Origin of the sequence: Dysgonomonas sp. 37-18 (assembly GCF_001899125.1) — a bacterium.
In the GTDB taxonomy this organism is placed as follows: Bacteria; Bacteroidota; Bacteroidia; order Bacteroidales; family Dysgonomonadaceae; genus Dysgonomonas.
In genome coordinates this window covers 18,320-35,392 of record NZ_MKVC01000029.1, presented here as the reverse complement: position 1 = coordinate 35,392, position 17,073 = coordinate 18,320, and the positions used below count along the sequence as shown (strand labels likewise).

The window sequence follows — 17,073 nt, the reverse complement described above, 5'->3', positions numbered from 1 at the left end:
AGTTTTATCCGACCATAATCAACAAAAGAAAGGCTATATTTGTATTATTGTATTCTTAAAACGTATTTACAAATATAGAAACCCAATATATTATGAAGAATCTTATACGGTACTGCTTTCCCCTAATCATCCTTCTATTTATCGTATCTTGCAGCGACAACAAAGATGAAGAAACCAAAGGCGTGCCTTTGCAAACAGCAGAAGGGATTTCGAAAGTAGACCTCTCTGACAGAAGCGAATGGAAGCTTATGATTGGTTACATTTATAGCTACAGCACTTCAGCTTCTGATTACAATTTTTCGATAGACAAGAACAAAATAATGGTACTTTCGCCTAAAGACCAACCTTTCTTATTCGACAGAAGTTACAAAGAAGGAGATACAGGCTATGCACCTTTGTGGTTGGTATCGAAAGATTATACAACAAGAACGAAGACGTCACCGGCTCCTCCCGTCTACCCCAATATAAAAGATCAGAGCACTGCCCAAAAGTTTTTCAATGCAGATGCGTTGTGTTGCAACTATCAAAGTACGGTTAGTCCGCATATCAAAGACTTGGTATTTACGCATGCCAATGCCTTGCTCGAATTTGAAACGGAAGGACTACCCGACAATGCTAAAATTGAAGTATATAACTACGGAAGAATAACACCTTTGAGAGACAGCAACAACACCAATCGCTACAAAGCAATAGCTGTAGCCAATCGTGAATATGGACCAAGCGCAATAACAATTACGATAGATAATAAATCTTATATCGCTTTTATCTCGGAAGGCTCACTGGAAGCTGATACGCACTACACATTTAAGGTGAAACCCGACATGGAAGCCAAAGAATTTGTAATTACAGATCTTACAAAAACTAAGTGGAGCGAACAGTAAAAACTGTATAGTACATATCTTCGTCTTTTTCGTCTTTCGGGGTTTGTTACCCCGAAGCCTTATTATAAGGATTTGAAATCCAAATAAAATAACTTTCGAGTTATAAATCCAAAAGAACGAAAAAACAGGTGATTTCGAATCCCCCTGTGACGGATATTACTGCTTATATACAAAGCAGAGTATCTGACTTTCATTAAACTAACAAAACAAAAAACATGAAAATTAAAGAGTTACATCTGTTGTCAGATAATATTATAGAAACCGAACTATTTTATAACAACGTTTTAAACGTAAAAACAGAGGATAAAAGTCCAAATACTGTATCTTTCAATGTGGGAAGTACTAAAATCATTTTTATCCAAACCAAAACAAATATCAAACCTGTTTATCATTTTGCATTTGATATTCCTAACAATAAATTCGAAGAGGCGTTTGAGTGGATGAAAGCACGAACTCAACTAATACCGGTGATAGATGAAAATAATTTCGTTTCAAAATTCGACTTGTGGAATGCAAAATCATTCTACTTCTATGATAATAATCTAAATTTACTCGAGTTGATTTGTAGATTTGATATGAATAACGAAACGAAAAAAACGTTTGATAGCTCCTCCATACTTTATGCCAGTGAAATTGGTATAGTATCTGAGTCGGCAAGTCAAACAGCTGACTTTCTAACGAATAAATACGGTATAAAAGAGTTTACCAAGCAAGCAGGTACAGATAGCTTTACGGCTTTGGGAGATGATTATGGCTTGTTGGTATTAGTAAACAATCAGAGAAATTGGTTCCCTACAAATGATTTAGCGAAGTCTTTCCCCACAAAAATCGTCTTTGACAATGAAGCTAATGAGAATTACATATTAGAGATCGAATAATTCTAGAATATTATACTATTCGTGTCCTCATGAAGGCTATTCACAACGTTCCTTCGGATTTGAAATCTTCGTCTTCTTCGCCCAACGTTCTTTCGGATTTAAAATCCGAAAGTTATTCTTATCAGGATTTAAAATCCGAAAGGAGACAGAAACAGAGGATTACAAATCCCCTGCGACCAAGTTCTTATCAGGACTTTAAATTCCTCTGAGACCAACAAAAGACATCCCCCTCTTTCTCATGCTGACGATAGCAAATATCTCGTAAAAGACAAGTGAAAAACCTTTCTATTCCCACTATTAATGGGAATTGTAGCTGTTTTTGGATAAAAAAGGTTATCTTTACTGATAAGGACAAATACAAACACACAATAATCATGAGAAAAATTACCATCGTAGCATTTTTTGTGCTTAGCTTAGCAACGTTTGCTCAAAATTCAACACCCCCAATCGAAGGTTTCGGACATTTCAAATTTGGCATGACAAAGAAACAAGGGCAAAATGCTATCAAAAAACACAAAACACGTAATACTAAAGCCATTAAGTTAGACACAGATATCGAAGTAGAGAACATAGAGTTAGACGGAGTCGTGTTTGACAGAACTATACTTAGCTTCGATAAGTTACTCTGGTTTGGGAGTTTCGAAAAGGAATATACCTATTGGGACGATGCCGAAAAAGATTTCAACCATCTACTTCGCATAATGCAAATAAGGTATGGTGACACCTCTGTAAAAGATGGATCGACAATATGGTACGACGCCAAGAACAACATAATCTTACTGAAAATAGAAACGAATAATAACGTACCTAAATTGTCGGTTGCATACATCGCAAATCTTTAAATCCTATAATATGAAAAAAATCATTTTATCATCAGCCTTTTTGCTGATGACAGTAACATCATTCGCCCAACAAGCAGTTTACTATGCCCTAGACGGCAGCGAATGGGTATCGGAAACACATCGCGATGCACAGGAAATAATATTGTGGAAAACACTCTCCGAAGATATCAAATATATGAAAGCAAACGGTCGCTGCACTTCCGACTATTTTGATACTTTTTCCGAAATGTTTGAACTCTATAAGAGTGCAATTTCAGATATTAGAATAGCCAATGTATATGCAAAAAAAACGATCGATTCGGGCGAATACAAAGAGATAAAAAACCATATAAAACTGGAACCTACTATCGCCTGCAATGGAGAAACATTCTACAGGAAAGAATTTAGAGAACTCTTCGATCTGATTGTTGATCAATACAATATGATTTCAACATATCATACCGATATCATAAACCTACATAAAGGAAGATCGATCAAACGACCGACAATAGATTTGGATAGATATGTAGAAAACAACAATAAAATTGGAGACTTAGGCAAAGTTTTGAGAGAAACATCGCAAAAATTACAAAACGAGAAAGCCCCTATCGATAAATCGGAAGCGTTAAGAATAGTTGCTGATGAGATCAGAGGCATAAAAAAAGGATTATACTATACTATCGACGGAAAAGAATACAAAACACTCAAAGGACGTGACAATTATGAAACAAGACTAACTAAAAAATACAAAGAAAGGTTTGATGTAATAAAAACCGATATGAAATATAAAGAGAGTGCTCAATATTTGCAGGAACTTTTATTTGACAACCTGGATTATTTAAAAAATGCAAGAACTATCAATGATCTGCTCAGCTTTCTGAGAGACGAAGCAATGTTGAAAAAAGTAAAAAAGGCATTCCCAAATAGAGATTTTACAACATACATTGCCCGTAATAACGATACTTGCTATATAAAAGAAGTGTATGACTGGTATGACCAGCTTTTAGGTCTTTTTGAAATATACGACAACACATTAAATTATATGGAGCAAATCGACAAGGAAGGTCTCAAAAATAAAGATAAAACTTTTACAATAACCGAATTAATCTCATATATGGATAAACAAAAAGATGCTCGGGGCAATACCCATACAGAGCTATTTAACGATTCTCTTATTAATCTGGAAGCTGTAACACCAATTGCTTCCAGCTTAATAAAGTACTACCTAGACAATAAATAGATTGCAAATCTCCCTGAGTCGAAGAGGGAAAAGCAGCCTATTATTATGCACCAAATAATATAAAAGCTATGAAGACACAAATTATCCTTCTTATTTTATTACTATCCGCCACTACATCTTTTGCACAATCGGTAAAAACAGACGTGCCGATAACCGGGCTAGGTGAATTCTATCTGGGTATGACTATCGAACAAGCATACGAAATATTAATCGATATCAAGACAGAAGACACACAAATCATCCCCCTATTGGAAAACGTGATAAAAGTTACGAATATGGAATTGGCCGGATATGTATTCAATACTTGTTTTTTAACATTTAATGAGAGTGGGCTTCGGCTAATCTCATATATCAAAGAGTTTTATAAGAATAACAAGAATCCTATAGAATTCAATGAGCTGGTATCTATACTCGAAAACGACTATGGGATACAGCCAAATAAAGAAACCGAACTACGCAAAAAAGGAAAAATAGATTTCGCATGGAGCAGACCACTGGAGGGTTTTGTCGGAATAACAAAACAGTATGATGAAAAAAAGAAACTAAATACAGTTCTCATATACGTCAGTAAATAATATGCAATATGAAGGTTGCAAGCGAATGTCCTTTCGGATTTAACTACATTACACTCTGTTGATTGCTAATTGCAATCCGAAAGTTATCAACGTTCTTTCGGATTTGCAATCCGAAAGTTATTCTTATCAGGATTTTAAATCCTGATAGTATGAGCTTCGGGGTTGCAAACCCCGAAGAACGATGGATTGCAAATCCCCTCTTGTGGCGAAAAAAAGTAAATTGAAATGATTGCATATAATAAAAGCGTGACTCATGAGCCACGCTTTTTTACAAAGGGACGAAATCCATTCCTATTCATCCATTATACACCCGACCAGCCACTTACACTTACCATATTGTCTTGTGCACGATGAATATCGGTGACGGCAACTTTAGGCTCTATTTTTATAGCTTGAATTGCTTTTATCAGGCTGTCGTTGTCAACATTGGTTGCGGGTTCGATGGTTGGCAACTGCCCCCCTTGGGCAAACATACGCTTGAAGGACGGTTCCAAGCCCTGAGACGAACGTGAGAAAAAGGCATCGAGGTCTTTTGGTTTCAGTTCGCGCCGTTGCTCATTGATATATTTTACGAGTCCCAGATTTTTATCGGTCGACACACGGTTGACAACAAATTCGCCGCCCTCTACTTCCATATTTGTTCCCTCGATACGCATACCTCCCTGTGAGTGGCGTTTGCCGTGGAGAAGACCACCGTCTCGGAATTTGGCCAGTTGAGCTGTCATCATCTTTAGTTGTATAGCACCATTCAAAGCGACCAATGCGGCTAATGGTGGACCTAGGATTGGACCTTTTCCCCATGCGGTAGCAACCCCCTTGGCAATATCTTTTGTAGCCACAGCAATATCACGTACAGCTTGAATTTTTGCTTCGGCTTTCTCTTTTAGTTTTTTCGCTTTTTGGGCTACCTCTTCTATTTTAGCCAGCTTATCTTTTCTCTTTTGCTCTCTTGCATCTATTTCTTCATTTCTCTTACTTTTTTTTTCTTCGAGCTTCTTCTTTTCATCATCTATTTGCATTTCTTCTAATAGGATACTACGTTCACCCTCTATTATAGCATTATTGCTATTTTCTATAGTTTCATTAGCATCTTTTATTATAGTAGCCAAATCTTCCGTGTCTGCTTTCACTTCATCATTAAGCTTCTTTAATTCTTTAATCCTATCTATTGCAGCTTGCCTTTCATCATCTGTGGGTGGTTTAGGTTTAGATTTTGACTCCTCTTCTCCAGTAAGAGGCAGCGTACCCTCTCCGCTATCAGTTTCACTAATATTTGCAGAAGGCTGTTCTATTAAACTTTTAGCAGCTTTATGAGTGTTTGTTTCAGGACTTCCACTTGTAGTGATAGAATCAACTTCGACCTCGTCTGCAAAATCAGAATCATCTAATTCAAAAGCATCTTTTATCCTTTTTATTTTATCTTCATAATCATTTTTCTTTTTTGTTGCTTCTTCTTCTATCTTAGCTTTTTTTGCCTCAGCTTCATCCTTTTTCTTCTGGGCCTCATCTCTATTCTTTTGTGCGTCTGTTATTTCTTTTCTTAATTCTTTTCGTTCTTTTTCGAGCTTAGCTAATTTTGCTTTATATTTATTATCATTAAATTCTTTTTCTTCATCATCAATGGCTTTGAGGCCTTCAAGAATTTCTGTCTTTTGATCATTATATTCTTTACTATATTTATTTATAAAATCAGTGACACCTTTCGTTTTTTCAGTTATTTTTTCGGTAATATCATCTATCTTTCCGGTAGTTTTTTTTTCTATATCTACTCCTAATTTTTCAATTTCCTTTCCGAATTCCACTTGCTGTTTTTTCCATGTATTCCAATAAGAACTACTTGTTTCCTTAAGTTCTTTATCCGTTTCAGCAATCTTAATTCGGAGATCTTCTAAAGCTTTTTGCTTTCCCTCCTGAGCTTGCTTAAATTCAGCACTATCTTCTGCGTATAGCGAGATTACACTACTGTAATATAACCTAGTCTGTATATCTGCAGCTTCTAGTTCGACCTTATAATTTTTCAATTCGCCTATACGAGCCTCTGTATTTTCTTTATGCGCTTTTAAGTTGAGAGTCCCAATTTCTTTATCTTTCTCATCATATTCTTTCGTTATTGCAGCAGACTTCTCCAACAATTCTTTATTTTTCTCTAACTGCTCTGTTTGTTTGGCTTGTAGGTTTATTAATTGTTCTTCGGATCTGTTTGCTACTTTATCTATCCAGGCTTCAATCAATGTAGATGCTTCTATTGCTTTTACCTTAACAGAAGACAATCCACTTTCAGCGGATTTCTCTATACTCTCCGCCAGTTTCTCTCCGGCTTCTACATTTTTTTCTATTGCCTTGCTCACATGCGCATTAAGTTCTGTAACGATTGCTCCAATCTTCGCCATTTGCAAAACAATGTATTCCATTACATCCTTAATATCATCTTTATAGGCATCTGCTACATCGCTAGCAGTAACGGACATCCCTCGTGTCTTCACATCTACTTTATCTAAACTATTGTTTAGTTTTTCTACATTCTCGATACTCTGCTCAAGGCCATTAACCTTGAGTGTAAATTCTTTTTTATCTGCCATAATATTTTAATTATTAGTATATATAGAGATAAATTTGGAGAGGAATCATAAAAAAAGCCTGAGACTTCTCTCAGGCATTTTCGGGTGTAACGTCCTTTGGGATTTAAAATCCTTATAGTAAGTCTTCGGGGTTGCAATTAGCAATCAACGGAGTGTAACGTAGTTAAACCCCGAAGGATTTGTTGAAAGTTTAAACGCCTTTTGTAGACAGCATATTCTCTATATTAAATTTAAAGCTTACCTTTGAAGAAATTAACACAAATGAAGACAAAACATGATTAGAAAAATAAATCGATATTTACTATTACCTCTGCTTGTTACAATATTATTCTCTAGCTGCAAAGCACTGCAGTCTGTTGGAGACTTTGCATCCGATTTCATTAATTCTCCGTCTTACTCATCGGGTACAACATCAAGCAGCAACAAGGCAGAAAATAAAGAAAAAGAGTTGAAAGTAGGGATCAGCAAATGGGATCTTTCCTCGATACTAGGATCAGACTATAAGTATATATCGAGCAAACCGACCAAGAAAGGTAACGAAGAAACATACATTTACCATGTAGGGGTGTACGACTATACTGTCAATATTATTCTCTACAAAGTAGTATCGTGGAGTAAAGAATCGAGACTAAAAATGGGAACTGCGAAAAGTGACGTCATTAAAATATTCGATACAAAAAATTATAAAACTATCGTAGAAGAAAAGATTGCGGACGAAAAAATGGAAGTGATCCGCTTTTATACAAGTTCTTACAATTATACGATAAAGTTTGTGGACGATAAACTTGTAGAATGGCGTGAAACACCAAACCTGAAAAAAGGAATGTCTAAAGACGATATAATAGAAAAACTAGGCACAGACTATAAGCTTGTATCTGTAAATGAATCTACCGAAGGGAAAAAAGAAGAATTTTATTTCCGTACAAATTTTTATAATTATACAATAGATTTCGTTGACGATAAGCTGGTAGAATGGAGTCAAGAAATAATACCACAAATAGGTATGCACAAAAACGAAGTGATACAAGAATTGGGTACAGACTATCGCATTGTCTCGGAACGGCAAACGCCCAAAGGACAAATAGAAGTACTCTCTTTTCGCACAAAGGATCATAGTTACACCTTACATTTCCTCAATGGTATGTTAATAGAATGGAAGGAAGAGACTCATTCATCAACTATCCCCCCCTGCGTGCAACACGTAACGTCCTTTCGGATTTAACTACGTTACACTCCGTTGATTCCTAATTATAATCCGAAAGTTATTGCAATCAGGATTTTAAATCCTTATAGTAGAGCTTCGGGGTTGCAAACCCCGAAGGACGGAGGAAATATTGGGGGATCGAAATATTTATAATAAAGAAATAAATATTAATTTAGAAAGTTGATTATCATACGTAATTTATAATTTATGAAAAACATATTCTTGGCGATTTTACTGGTGGTGTGCGTTGCGGCATATGGACAGAAAGAAACTATCTATACCGCCAAAGAGGTGGAGCAAAAACTCGAAAATCAAAAAATAGGACTCAAACAGGAAGCTCAAGAGGATAAAGTCGTAGTACAAGACAAGAGACTAGACGATAAGATAGAGGCACAAGATAAACGGATAAATGAAGCACAAGGACATTTATCCACTTTTATATCTATTATTAGTATTGGTAGCGGACTTCTATTAGCTGCTACTGTATTAGGAGGATATCTCATTTTTAGATTTAACAAAAAGACTATCAGAAAAGTAAAGAAGGAATTAAAGAACCTTAAGACCGAAACAAGCGAAGAAGTTAAAACAATAAAAGAGAATGCCGATTCTACTGTAAAATCGGCATTATTGATGGTAGATACGAAGATTAAAGAAATAGAATCCCTATTAGAAAAAGCGAAAATATATGTTGATAGTATTCAGCATCTTGAAAGTAATGCGAAAAATATTGTAGAAACAATCATTGAAAATAAAGACGGCTCAGAAAATAAAGAGATAAAAGCAGAAACCAAAAGAACGGTTGAGGAAATAAATGAAAAGCTGCCTGTTAATAGATATACATTCTATGATTGGTTCTTGAATGGTTATAACGCTAGCCAAAAAGGGTTATATGAAGATGCTATTTTTTATTTTAGAAAGGCTACAGAATCTAATAATTTTAAGGATGAAAACAATGAAAATAAAGCAATGACATACAATATCTGGGGGAATGCTTTGGCTGAGTTGGCAAAAATAAAAAATGATGAAAAACTTTTTGAAGCAAGCTTGGAGAAATACAAAAAAGCTACTCAAATTGACGAAAATGATGGACCGACATACAATAATTGGGGGAATGCATTATTAGAGCGGGCAAAGTTAAGAAAAAGTATAGAAGATGATCTGAGTATAATATTAGAAAAGTTTGCAAAAGCCTGTTCTTTAAATGAAACAGTTAGCTTATATAATCTGGCATGCCTTTACTCTCTTTTAAACAAAAAAGAAGATGCATTCGAATGGCTTGAAAGGGCTCTGAAAATAACTCCTCAAGCGAAAGAAAACGTTCAAAACGATCCTGACCTTGACAATCTCCGCCAAGATCCTCGTTTCAAAGAATTACTAAACAAATATCAATGTTAATATGATCTTAGGATAACATCTATTTTCAACATTTTAGAATACAAAAAAAATCCCCTAAACTTGAGTGAGTTTAGGGGATTTCTTTCCATCATCAGCAGCCTTTCCTCTTGCCTTTGAAGTGGAAGCCGCTGTCGAACGATTTCCTTCCTGAGCCTTCGCCCATCACCTTATCGCAGCATCCATCTTGCGGACGCCACAACGGATAGTGGGCACTAAACTTGGAAAGGAAGACCATCAGTTGATTTTTTAACACATCGGCATCGTTCTTTATCCACTGTCGAAGTTGTGCAAGGTCTTTGATGTCTACGGCTTTGCTGTTCTCACTCTCACGAATGGTGATACCCTTGTTGACGATGGTAGCCCAATGGAAAGGCAACGCCTGATAGACGGCATAGAACGACAAAGCGGGGGCAAGGCGCACGATGAGGTCGCTGTTGTACGCTGTGAGCGTGTTTTCGGTTATCTGTGCCTTGAGCTCAGTCATCAACGCTTCGCCCAGTACAGGCTCTATATGCAGCTCTTGTGCAATGCAGATGTAAGGTACAAACTCGGTGATGTCGGTGTTTGCTGTCACGGGAGAGTGCTGTTTAAAGAGGCTCTCGGTGATAAGTGGGATTTGTATGTATTCGTTCATTTTTGTTTTTGTTTAATTGTTTTTTTACTTGGCATGCTTTCTTTTACCCTCTTCGTCCCTTCGTCCTTAGGGGTTTGCAACCCCTAAGGCTTACTATAAGGATTTAAAATCCTTATTAGAATAACTTTCGGATTATAAATCCGAAAGAACGGGGGAAAGAACGGCGAAGAACGGCGGAAATTTTATTATTATTCTCGACTTTTTATTCATATTGCGATTAAACTTATACTACTTTTGCTGGTCTTAACTATAAAGCTAAATATAAAATTAAACATTATGAAAAAGATTAAGCTCCTTCAAAGAACGCTGTTCGTTGCTTTGTTTTCGCTTATTTTAGCATCGTGTGCTACTGTGCAAACAGGTGTACAGCAGTTGGAATTGGGGATGACCAAGTCGCAAGTAATAAAGAGATTGGGTTCCGATTTTCAGCTTGTAACCTTGACTCAAACCAACGAAGGTAATCTCGAAGTATTGCGTTATACACAGTATGAGCCGGGAGCGGAAAGGATTCCAACAGACTACTATTTTTTACATTTCCTGAACGGGAAGCTGGTAGAGGTAAACAGTGACAAAGCCGGATTTTATTATCCCGACCGTCCCAATCGACCTAATCGTCCACTCAACCCGCCAAGAAGATAAAAATTGCATCCAATATTTTTGATGTGCCAATATGCTGATAGATTCAGCTATTGGCACATTCTTATATAGCCTTATCAGAAATCTGCCCTACGATATCCAAGTCACGCAACTCGAGTTTCTTGTATCCGTTGTTGATCGTAAAAATGCTGAGTGTATCCAGTATCCGTCGGCGAAGCTGATGAATAACAGTTTGGTTGTAAAGCACAAACGAGTTGATAATTTCACTGGCATTACCCGACAGGTTGCCCGAACCCGACAGCCCCGCCAAGGTAGGCGATGTAAGACGATGCGCCGAAATAATCTTTTGAAAGATAATTTCATCCACATTGTTGTACAAGTCGGCATTGTTGCTCGCCGTGTATGAAGTCACCACAGGCTTCACTTCCTGACTTTCGCCCCAAAGCACCACAATGCTATTTGCGCCGTTTGTACCCGCGTAGCTACGTTCTATATCGGTTTGGAACTGGTCTTTCTGATCTTCGCTCGGGTTGCTGGGCATGGTGATGATGGTAGAGGGCACAAAGCCGTTGTGGATAGAGTTGCGGTAGAATTTGCCCAGCAATCCGTCCGCTTCAATGTAGTTCAATGCCGAGTAGTATTGCGGTACAGGGTAATGGTCGAGGCTGGGCGCATAGTCTTTGTAATAGTACAGATACGGGACGCCCTTTTGCATCTCCTCGCTGCCGTAGGCTTTTATCGCCACAGGTGCGTACTTACCTGCCGTGCGTCGCCAGTCGTTAGACAGATAGAAGCTGAGGTTGATGCCAAAATCGTTCACCTCTCCTATCCTCACCTTACTAAGGTCGGTATGATAGAGGCTCATGCTCTTGCCGTTTTCGTTGAGGATGATCTGGAAGCAATACCCGCCAAAGGTGACATAGTCTTTGGCTACTTTCTCTATCAGGTCGTCCCAGCTATCGTTTGGATTGGGCTGACCGTAATACTCCGTACCGTCAATTCCCGATCCGCAGATATAAGTCACTTTGTTTTCTATCACCGCCTGATTGATTGCCGACTCGTTGTTGAGCTCTATAATGCGCTGTGGCAGGAGGTTGTCACGATCGTAGTTTATCCAGCCTTTGTGGTTTTTGGTAAAAGTGGGATACGTGCGCACGGTATCCGACAGCTTAATTACTGTGTACGTTTTTTCTTCTTTTCTCATATCGTTTTTGATGTTATCAATTACATCAATAGATAATTATTGGAGAAAATGATGAAAAATTATTCTGTTTTGCTTTTTCTTCTGTCATCCTGACAAAAGGAAGGATATCTTCATAGAAAATATCGATAAAGATAGATGAAGTGTTATTGCAATACAAATGATAAATTTTATTAATTTTAAAACAACCTTTTTTTTTAACTATAAAAACAAATACAAAATGAAAAAACTTATTCTACTTTCTCTATTTACTATTTTAGCAGCAACAGCATTTTCTCAATCTCCAAGGTTTTTACTTGCTGAATTTACGTATGATTCATCAAATCAAAAGCCTTTAATTTTTAAGAGAACATTAAACATCGGAAGTTACGATACTATTGATTTTAACCTTCCTTTTGCCTATCATTTCGAGATAAAAGGGACAACAGTTGAATTCTCTATTTACTACGATGATGTTATGTGGTATTTTTTTAGAAAAGGAGACAAGAATTATTTTGATCTTGAAGTAAATTTATATGCAAAAACGACAAGTGGTTCATCTTCGGGGCATGGAACTTCTATTCCAACCACTCATGGTGTAGGAATAATAAGAATTATATTAATGAAATAGCATTGCTTTTACGTACTTAAATATAAGTCAGTCTCTCATTATTGGGAGGCTGACTTCGTTAAGAACGATTCTACAAGCTTAGCTCTCGCTTTTGTTCCATCCTAAGAGTAATAGAAAAGCTTCGTTACTCAGCATGACAGAGAGGATATATCGTGAATATACGTGCTTCCCTTTTTCCTTCAACCTCTCTTATTTACAAATCTTTATATTAAAAACATTGAGCTTAGAACCGCCAAAGAACAGACAGGAATAATACTATAAATCATTTTATAACTTGATTTTTATCGTTAAATATTTATTAAAAAATATTAGTTAAATTTTAACAAAAATACAAAATCTTTTTGTACATTTATCAACTCAGTTACTAAACATTGATATCACCTCATAAGTATTACAGGGTCTGACAAAAGGCCACAACAAGCATCTGTTCAGAATATTACTATATTTATAATATCTGATTTATGCTCTATAGATTTGCGATAGACATATTATTAATAAGAGTTATTTGTTTTTCATAAGAATAAATAACAAATTGTTCAATTATTAAATCTTATAATTATGAGAAAAATTTTACTATTGTTTAGTTTATCAATTTTCACGCTACTTGCCGTCGGGCAGGTGGAAACAAGGTACTTCCCTCAAGGAAATGCTTTAGATCAGATAAAAATATTAGAAAAACGAACAAAATCGAGTATCAAACATCAAATGCCAACCTTCGATGTGCAAAAGATGCTTAAAGAAGACGCTATTGTGGATTCGATGAAAGATGCTCCTTATCGCTTTGGAAAGGGGTTTGAGGTGAATTATACCCTAAAAGATGGTGCTTGGATAAGTACTGATGGAGGGAGGCTATGGTCTATGAACTTCGAATCGAAAGGAGCTATTTCTATTAATTTTATATTCAACAATCTATATTTGCCCGAAGGAGCAGAGCTTTATATAGGTAATGCCAGTGGAACGATGCTATATGGTCCTTTAAAGCATAAAGATAATACTGAGAGTGATTTTTTTATGACCGACTTGATAGAAGGGGATGATGTAACTATTTATTTGTTCGAGCCATCAGATCAAAAAGGTAATAGCAGGTTGACAATAGAAAGAGTGATACATGCCTATAGAGGGAATATTCCCCCCAATGTAAGCAAACTAAAAGCGTATGGAGATGGTATGGGTTGCCACATTGATGTAGTTTGTAATCCAGAGTGGAAGACAGAATCTAATGCTATAGCACTGATTTTATTTCCAATAGGAGATGAAACATTTACTTGTAGCGGAGCATTATTAAATAACGAAGGTTTCAATCCTTATCTTTTGACAGCTTTCCATTGCGTTGATACTGATAGCAACCATGGGACACTATCTCCAACAGAAAAATCGAATGTGGCCCAATGGCTGTTCAGATTCCATTTCACAAGAAATATTTGTAATGGAAACTCATTTACGAATAGCATATCTTGCAATGGAGCGACATTCAGGGCTGCATGGCAACCTACAGATTTTGCATTATTGGAGCTGAACAGAAATCAGATACCATACGAAGGAGAAAATAGAGTATCGTTCTTAGGATGGGATCGCAGTGGAGCAACATCTCCTAATGGAACAGGGATTCACCATCCACGAGGAGATGTGATGAAAATTACTTTTGATTATCATGCTATAAGTTCATACTCTGATAAAATGTCATGGACAGATGGAACAATTTCGCCTGCAAATACTCATTGGAGCGTCGGTTTGGACAGTGGAACAGCCGAAGGCGGTTCTTCCGGATCTCCATTATTTAATTCAGCAGGTCGGGTAATAGGTCAGTTGCACGGAGGAGATAACCGATGTGCTCCTGTTACTAAATATTACGGCAGATTTGATAAATCTTGGACAGGGGAGGAACAAACGACACACGCTTGAGCAACTGGCTGGGCGGAACTTTAACAGCGACAAATACTCAATATAAGCTTGAACAAAAAATAATAAAAAGTAGTCCTGATTTTGTTGTTAGAGGCGAGACATTTACGTTAAACATTGATGGTTATCAAGGAATCCATGCCGTCAATTGGATAAGCAATGCTGATATAACAGTAGTAAGTGGTCAGGGAACAGCTACAGCTAGATATCTTGTATCCAACTCCGCTTTGGGGAGTGTAACTGCGGAGGCAAATATAGGAAGTTTAAAGCTTACCAAAACTATTCCTGTCCAATATAGATATTTGGCCGGAGTTAGCAGTTATACTTATGGACTAACATCACCAGTAATACTGGCTGGAGGCTCATTAAACAGACCTACATGGACATACGACTCTTCTTTATTTGATCTAATACAGGAAATGAACCCTCAGCCCAATGTTTGGGGGCTTTTATTGAGATCAAAATATAATGGTTCAACAACAACAACAATCAGTGTAAGTCAAGATGGGGTTATTCTGAGCAAAGTAATAACTCTAACTCCTGCCACCAAGTCTCTTATCATAGAAGATACTCCTATTTTCAAAAATGTCCGCATCTATAATATCTACGGAGTAAAAGTATATGAAGAAAAAAATACAGTGAACTTCAATATAGAAAACATAAACCTGAACAGGGGTATATATTTCTTCGAAAGTACAGATAACGAAGGTAATATAGTTCGAGAAAAAGTAATGAAGAATAAATAGCATAAGCTAAATACGAGAATAATAAGAAATGCGAGTTAAAAAACTCGCATTTTCTATTTAACCTTCAGATATATAATAATCACCTGTGCCCTTTCGGTGTCGTCTCCAAAAAAAGTTTATCTTTCTACAACTCTCCCTCTATAAAACACATTCCAGTTATCCTTTCCATACCCGTCTTCCGAGTATTCAAACGATGAAGCCGAAGCCTCTTTTACTACCATCCCCTGATAGAATACTTTCCAGTTATCTTTGCCATAGCCGCCACCCAGATATTTAAATGAACTAGCAGAGGCATCTTCGATCTTTTGGTCTCGAAAGTAAACACTGAAATTATCTTTTGAATAACCGCCGCCTATAGACTGCAAGTTTTGATTTGCAACAGCTTTACCTCTAAAGAAACTCTTCCAGTTATCCTTACCGTAGCCACTTTCCGAGTATTCGAACGATGAGGCCGATGCCTCTTCAACTACCATCCCCTTATAGAATACCTTCCAGTTATCTTTGCCGTAGCCGCCACCCAGATATTTAAATGAGCTGGCAGAGGCATCCCTTAACTTTTCGCCTCGAAAATAAACAGCGAAATCATCTTTTGAATAACCACCGCCTATAGACTGCAAGTTTTGATTTGCAACAGCTTTACCTCCAACGAAAGTCTTCCAGCTATCCTTACCGTAGCCACTTTCAGAGTATTCGAACGATGAGGCGGAAGCCTCTTCAACTACTATCCCCCGATAGAATACCTTCCAGTTATCTTTGCCATAGCCGCCACCCAGATATTTAAATGAGCTGGCAGAAGCACCCCTTAACTTTTCGCCTCGAAAATAAACAGAGAAATCATCTTTTGAATAACCGCCGCCCAATGACGTTATCTTTCTTTGGCAAGAAATCTTCACTTTGGCAGATTCTTGTGAATGATGCTCTATAGCCGACAAGTCAGCAGAATGAGTATATAAAAGTGTCAATATAAGTAATGCAATCAACTTTTTCATAGTATTTACATTTATAGTTTTATTCTTGTTAGAATATAAATCTTGGAGAAGGTTTAATTGTCTCAAACGAAAACTGCTTCTACCTCCCTTTCGGCTTTGTAATTCTAAAGCTATCCTTGTTCGGATTTATAAATCCTAATATTAAAAACGTTGAGGTCACAAACCCCAAAGGACGGATGATGCTTACACAAAATTATGAATAATCCCATAAAAAAGGCTACCCACTAGAGTAACCTTTGGACTAATTTTATGTCCTTGATCTCTTTATACCATTTTTTATTTTCTTCTTGTTGACCATCTATAAATCAACTCCTTATTTTCCTTGTCTTCTGACGATTTGGTTTTCCTTTGTGGAAAATATTTCTCATAATCTTTATAATCACGAGACAAAACTACTTCTATTTTTTTTATTTTATAATCTTTAAGAGCCTCATACTTAGCATCGATATTATTTAAACGATTTATTTTCCTCTTTTTAATTAAAGCTTCTTCATCCCAATAAATTTTAAGGCAATAAAAAGATACATTTTTATCTTCAAAAAGATGAGATACTTTTTTCTCATCATATATATATATTAATCCAATAATACTCTCTTTATTTCCGTCAGAAGTTTCGACAAGATACTTAATCGGTATCTTCAGATCACGGCTAACCTCTTTCAAGGTAAGTCCCTTATAATAATCGGCTCTATCCATAAAGTTATAAATCATAAAAGCAGTGGTATCACCACTAAATACAGATAGCGATTTATAAGGTAAATCATTTTGGGATTTACCCATCACACATATAAAAATAAACAATACAAACATTAATTTTCTCATAA

General features: G+C 36.6%; 17 protein-coding genes. 12 read left to right on the top strand and 5 right to left on the bottom strand.

Going from position 1 to position 17,073, the window contains the following annotated elements; genetic code table 11:
- The first annotated feature begins 92 nt into the window (after positions 1-92).
- From BGO84_RS10550 to BGO84_RS10530, 5 genes are all read left to right on the top strand, one after another.
- The gene (locus BGO84_RS10550) at positions 93-881 is read left to right on the top strand and encodes a hypothetical protein (protein ID WP_291029081.1); all 789 of its coding nucleotides are present in this window, start codon (positions 93-95) and stop codon (positions 879-881) included.
- A gap of 215 nt (positions 882-1,096) precedes the next feature.
- Positions 1,097-1,759, top strand: coding sequence for a hypothetical protein (locus BGO84_RS10545; protein ID WP_291029079.1), 663 nt, complete (start codon positions 1,097-1,099; stop codon positions 1,757-1,759).
- Between the two features lie 374 nt (positions 1,760-2,133).
- On the top strand, positions 2,134-2,601 hold the full coding sequence (locus BGO84_RS10540) for a hypothetical protein (protein ID WP_291029077.1): 468 nt from the start codon (positions 2,134-2,136) through the stop codon (positions 2,599-2,601).
- Positions 2,602-2,611: 10 nt separating this feature from the next.
- The gene (locus tag BGO84_RS10535; protein ID WP_291029075.1) at positions 2,612-3,820 is read left to right on the top strand and encodes a hypothetical protein; all 1,209 of its coding nucleotides are present in this window, start codon (positions 2,612-2,614) and stop codon (positions 3,818-3,820) included.
- Between the two features lie 68 nt (positions 3,821-3,888).
- On the top strand, positions 3,889-4,395 hold the full coding sequence (locus tag BGO84_RS10530) for a hypothetical protein (protein ID WP_291029073.1): 507 nt from the start codon (positions 3,889-3,891) through the stop codon (positions 4,393-4,395).
- A gap of 302 nt (positions 4,396-4,697) precedes the next feature.
- Here BGO84_RS10530 and BGO84_RS10525 read toward each other — a convergent pair whose 3' ends face one another.
- Positions 4,698-6,974, bottom strand: coding sequence for a hypothetical protein (locus BGO84_RS10525; protein WP_291029071.1), 2,277 nt, complete (start codon positions 6,972-6,974; stop codon positions 4,698-4,700).
- Between the two features lie 274 nt (positions 6,975-7,248).
- Between BGO84_RS10525 and BGO84_RS10520 the strand changes: the two genes are divergently transcribed.
- On the top strand, positions 7,249-8,196 hold the full coding sequence (locus BGO84_RS10520) for a hypothetical protein (RefSeq protein WP_291029069.1): 948 nt from the start codon (positions 7,249-7,251) through the stop codon (positions 8,194-8,196).
- A 189-nt stretch (positions 8,197-8,385) separates the two neighbouring features.
- On the top strand, positions 8,386-9,573 hold the full coding sequence (locus BGO84_RS10515) for a tetratricopeptide repeat protein (protein WP_291029067.1): 1,188 nt from the start codon (positions 8,386-8,388) through the stop codon (positions 9,571-9,573).
- A 91-nt stretch (positions 9,574-9,664) separates the two neighbouring features.
- Here the strand turns inward: BGO84_RS10515 and BGO84_RS10510 are convergent, their stop codons facing one another.
- Positions 9,665-10,207: a DUF6712 family protein gene (locus tag BGO84_RS10510; RefSeq protein ID WP_291029065.1), complete on the bottom strand. Its 543-nt coding sequence runs from the start codon at positions 10,205-10,207 to the stop codon at positions 9,665-9,667.
- 276 nt (positions 10,208-10,483) lie between these two features.
- Here BGO84_RS10510 and BGO84_RS10505 point away from each other — a divergent pair, with 276 nt between their 5' ends.
- A complete protein-coding gene (locus BGO84_RS10505) occupies positions 10,484-10,846 on the top strand; it encodes a hypothetical protein (protein WP_291029063.1) in 363 nt (120 codons plus the stop codon).
- 61 nt (positions 10,847-10,907) lie between these two features.
- On the opposite strand, the gene BGO84_RS10500 is transcribed toward BGO84_RS10505, so the two are convergent.
- Complete coding sequence (locus BGO84_RS10500; protein ID WP_366246699.1) at positions 10,908-11,747, bottom strand: hypothetical protein; 840 nt, start codon at positions 11,745-11,747, stop codon at positions 10,908-10,910.
- Between BGO84_RS10500 and BGO84_RS10495 the strand changes: the two genes are divergently transcribed.
- The 4 genes from BGO84_RS10495 to BGO84_RS10480 all read left to right on the top strand — a co-directional run bounded on the left by BGO84_RS10495 (position 11,655) and on the right by BGO84_RS10480 (position 15,260).
- Positions 11,655-12,044 (top strand): hypothetical protein, encoded by a 390-nt coding sequence (locus BGO84_RS10495; protein WP_291029059.1) that lies wholly within the window; start codon positions 11,655-11,657, stop codon positions 12,042-12,044. The genes BGO84_RS10500 and BGO84_RS10495 overlap by 93 nt on opposite strands.
- Positions 12,045-12,225: 181 nt before the next feature.
- Positions 12,226-12,615: a hypothetical protein gene (locus BGO84_RS10490; RefSeq protein ID WP_291029058.1), complete on the top strand. Its 390-nt coding sequence runs from the start codon at positions 12,226-12,228 to the stop codon at positions 12,613-12,615.
- A 558-nt stretch (positions 12,616-13,173) separates the two neighbouring features.
- Entirely contained in the window at positions 13,174-14,517 is a 1,344-nt protein-coding gene (locus BGO84_RS10485) for a serine protease (protein ID WP_291029057.1), read from the top strand.
- The gene (locus BGO84_RS10480) at positions 14,484-15,260 is read left to right on the top strand and encodes a T9SS type A sorting domain-containing protein (RefSeq protein WP_291029056.1); all 777 of its coding nucleotides are present in this window, start codon (positions 14,484-14,486) and stop codon (positions 15,258-15,260) included. The genes BGO84_RS10485 and BGO84_RS10480 overlap by 34 nt, the downstream gene beginning before the upstream one ends.
- Positions 15,261-15,376: 116 nt before the next feature.
- On the opposite strand, the gene BGO84_RS10475 is transcribed toward BGO84_RS10480, so the two are convergent.
- Together BGO84_RS10475 and BGO84_RS10470 are read right to left on the bottom strand one after the other, a co-directional pair.
- On the bottom strand, positions 15,377-16,249 hold the full coding sequence (locus tag BGO84_RS10475) for a DKNYY domain-containing protein (RefSeq protein ID WP_283686775.1): 873 nt from the start codon (positions 16,247-16,249) through the stop codon (positions 15,377-15,379).
- Positions 16,250-16,525: 276 nt separating this feature from the next.
- Positions 16,526-17,071: a hypothetical protein gene (locus tag BGO84_RS10470; protein ID WP_291029055.1), complete on the bottom strand. Its 546-nt coding sequence runs from the start codon at positions 17,069-17,071 to the stop codon at positions 16,526-16,528.
- Positions 17,072-17,073 lie beyond the last annotated feature (2 nt).

Bases quoted from the DNA above. Each gene is read 5' to 3' on its own strand.
- BGO84_RS10525 (WP_291029071.1), bottom strand. From the start codon at position 6,974: ATGGCAGATAAAAAAGAATTTACACTCAAGGTTAATGGCCTTGAGCAG.
- BGO84_RS10550 (WP_291029081.1), top strand. From the start codon at position 93: ATGAAGAATCTTATACGGTACTGCTTTCCCCTAATCATCCTTCTATTT.
- BGO84_RS10540 (WP_291029077.1), top strand. From the start codon at position 2,134: ATGAGAAAAATTACCATCGTAGCATTTTTTGTGCTTAGCTTAGCAACG.
- BGO84_RS10490 (WP_291029058.1), top strand. From the start codon at position 12,226: ATGAAAAAACTTATTCTACTTTCTCTATTTACTATTTTAGCAGCAACA.
- BGO84_RS10545 (WP_291029079.1), top strand. From the start codon at position 1,097: ATGAAAATTAAAGAGTTACATCTGTTGTCAGATAATATTATAGAAACC.
- BGO84_RS10495 (WP_291029059.1), top strand. From the start codon at position 11,655: ATGATAGAGGCTCATGCTCTTGCCGTTTTCGTTGAGGATGATCTGGAA.
- BGO84_RS10535 (WP_291029075.1), top strand. From the start codon at position 2,612: ATGAAAAAAATCATTTTATCATCAGCCTTTTTGCTGATGACAGTAACA.
- BGO84_RS10515 (WP_291029067.1), top strand. From the start codon at position 8,386: ATGAAAAACATATTCTTGGCGATTTTACTGGTGGTGTGCGTTGCGGCA.
- BGO84_RS10520 (WP_291029069.1), top strand. From the start codon at position 7,249: ATGATTAGAAAAATAAATCGATATTTACTATTACCTCTGCTTGTTACA.
- BGO84_RS10470 (WP_291029055.1), bottom strand. From the start codon at position 17,071: ATGAGAAAATTAATGTTTGTATTGTTTATTTTTATATGTGTGATGGGT.
- BGO84_RS10475 (WP_283686775.1), bottom strand. From the start codon at position 16,249: ATGAAAAAGTTGATTGCATTACTTATATTGACACTTTTATATACTCAT.
- BGO84_RS10505 (WP_291029063.1), top strand. From the start codon at position 10,484: ATGAAAAAGATTAAGCTCCTTCAAAGAACGCTGTTCGTTGCTTTGTTT.
- BGO84_RS10510 (WP_291029065.1), bottom strand. From the start codon at position 10,207: ATGAACGAATACATACAAATCCCACTTATCACCGAGAGCCTCTTTAAA.
- BGO84_RS10485 (WP_291029057.1), top strand. From the start codon at position 13,174: ATGAGAAAAATTTTACTATTGTTTAGTTTATCAATTTTCACGCTACTT.
- BGO84_RS10530 (WP_291029073.1), top strand. From the start codon at position 3,889: ATGAAGACACAAATTATCCTTCTTATTTTATTACTATCCGCCACTACA.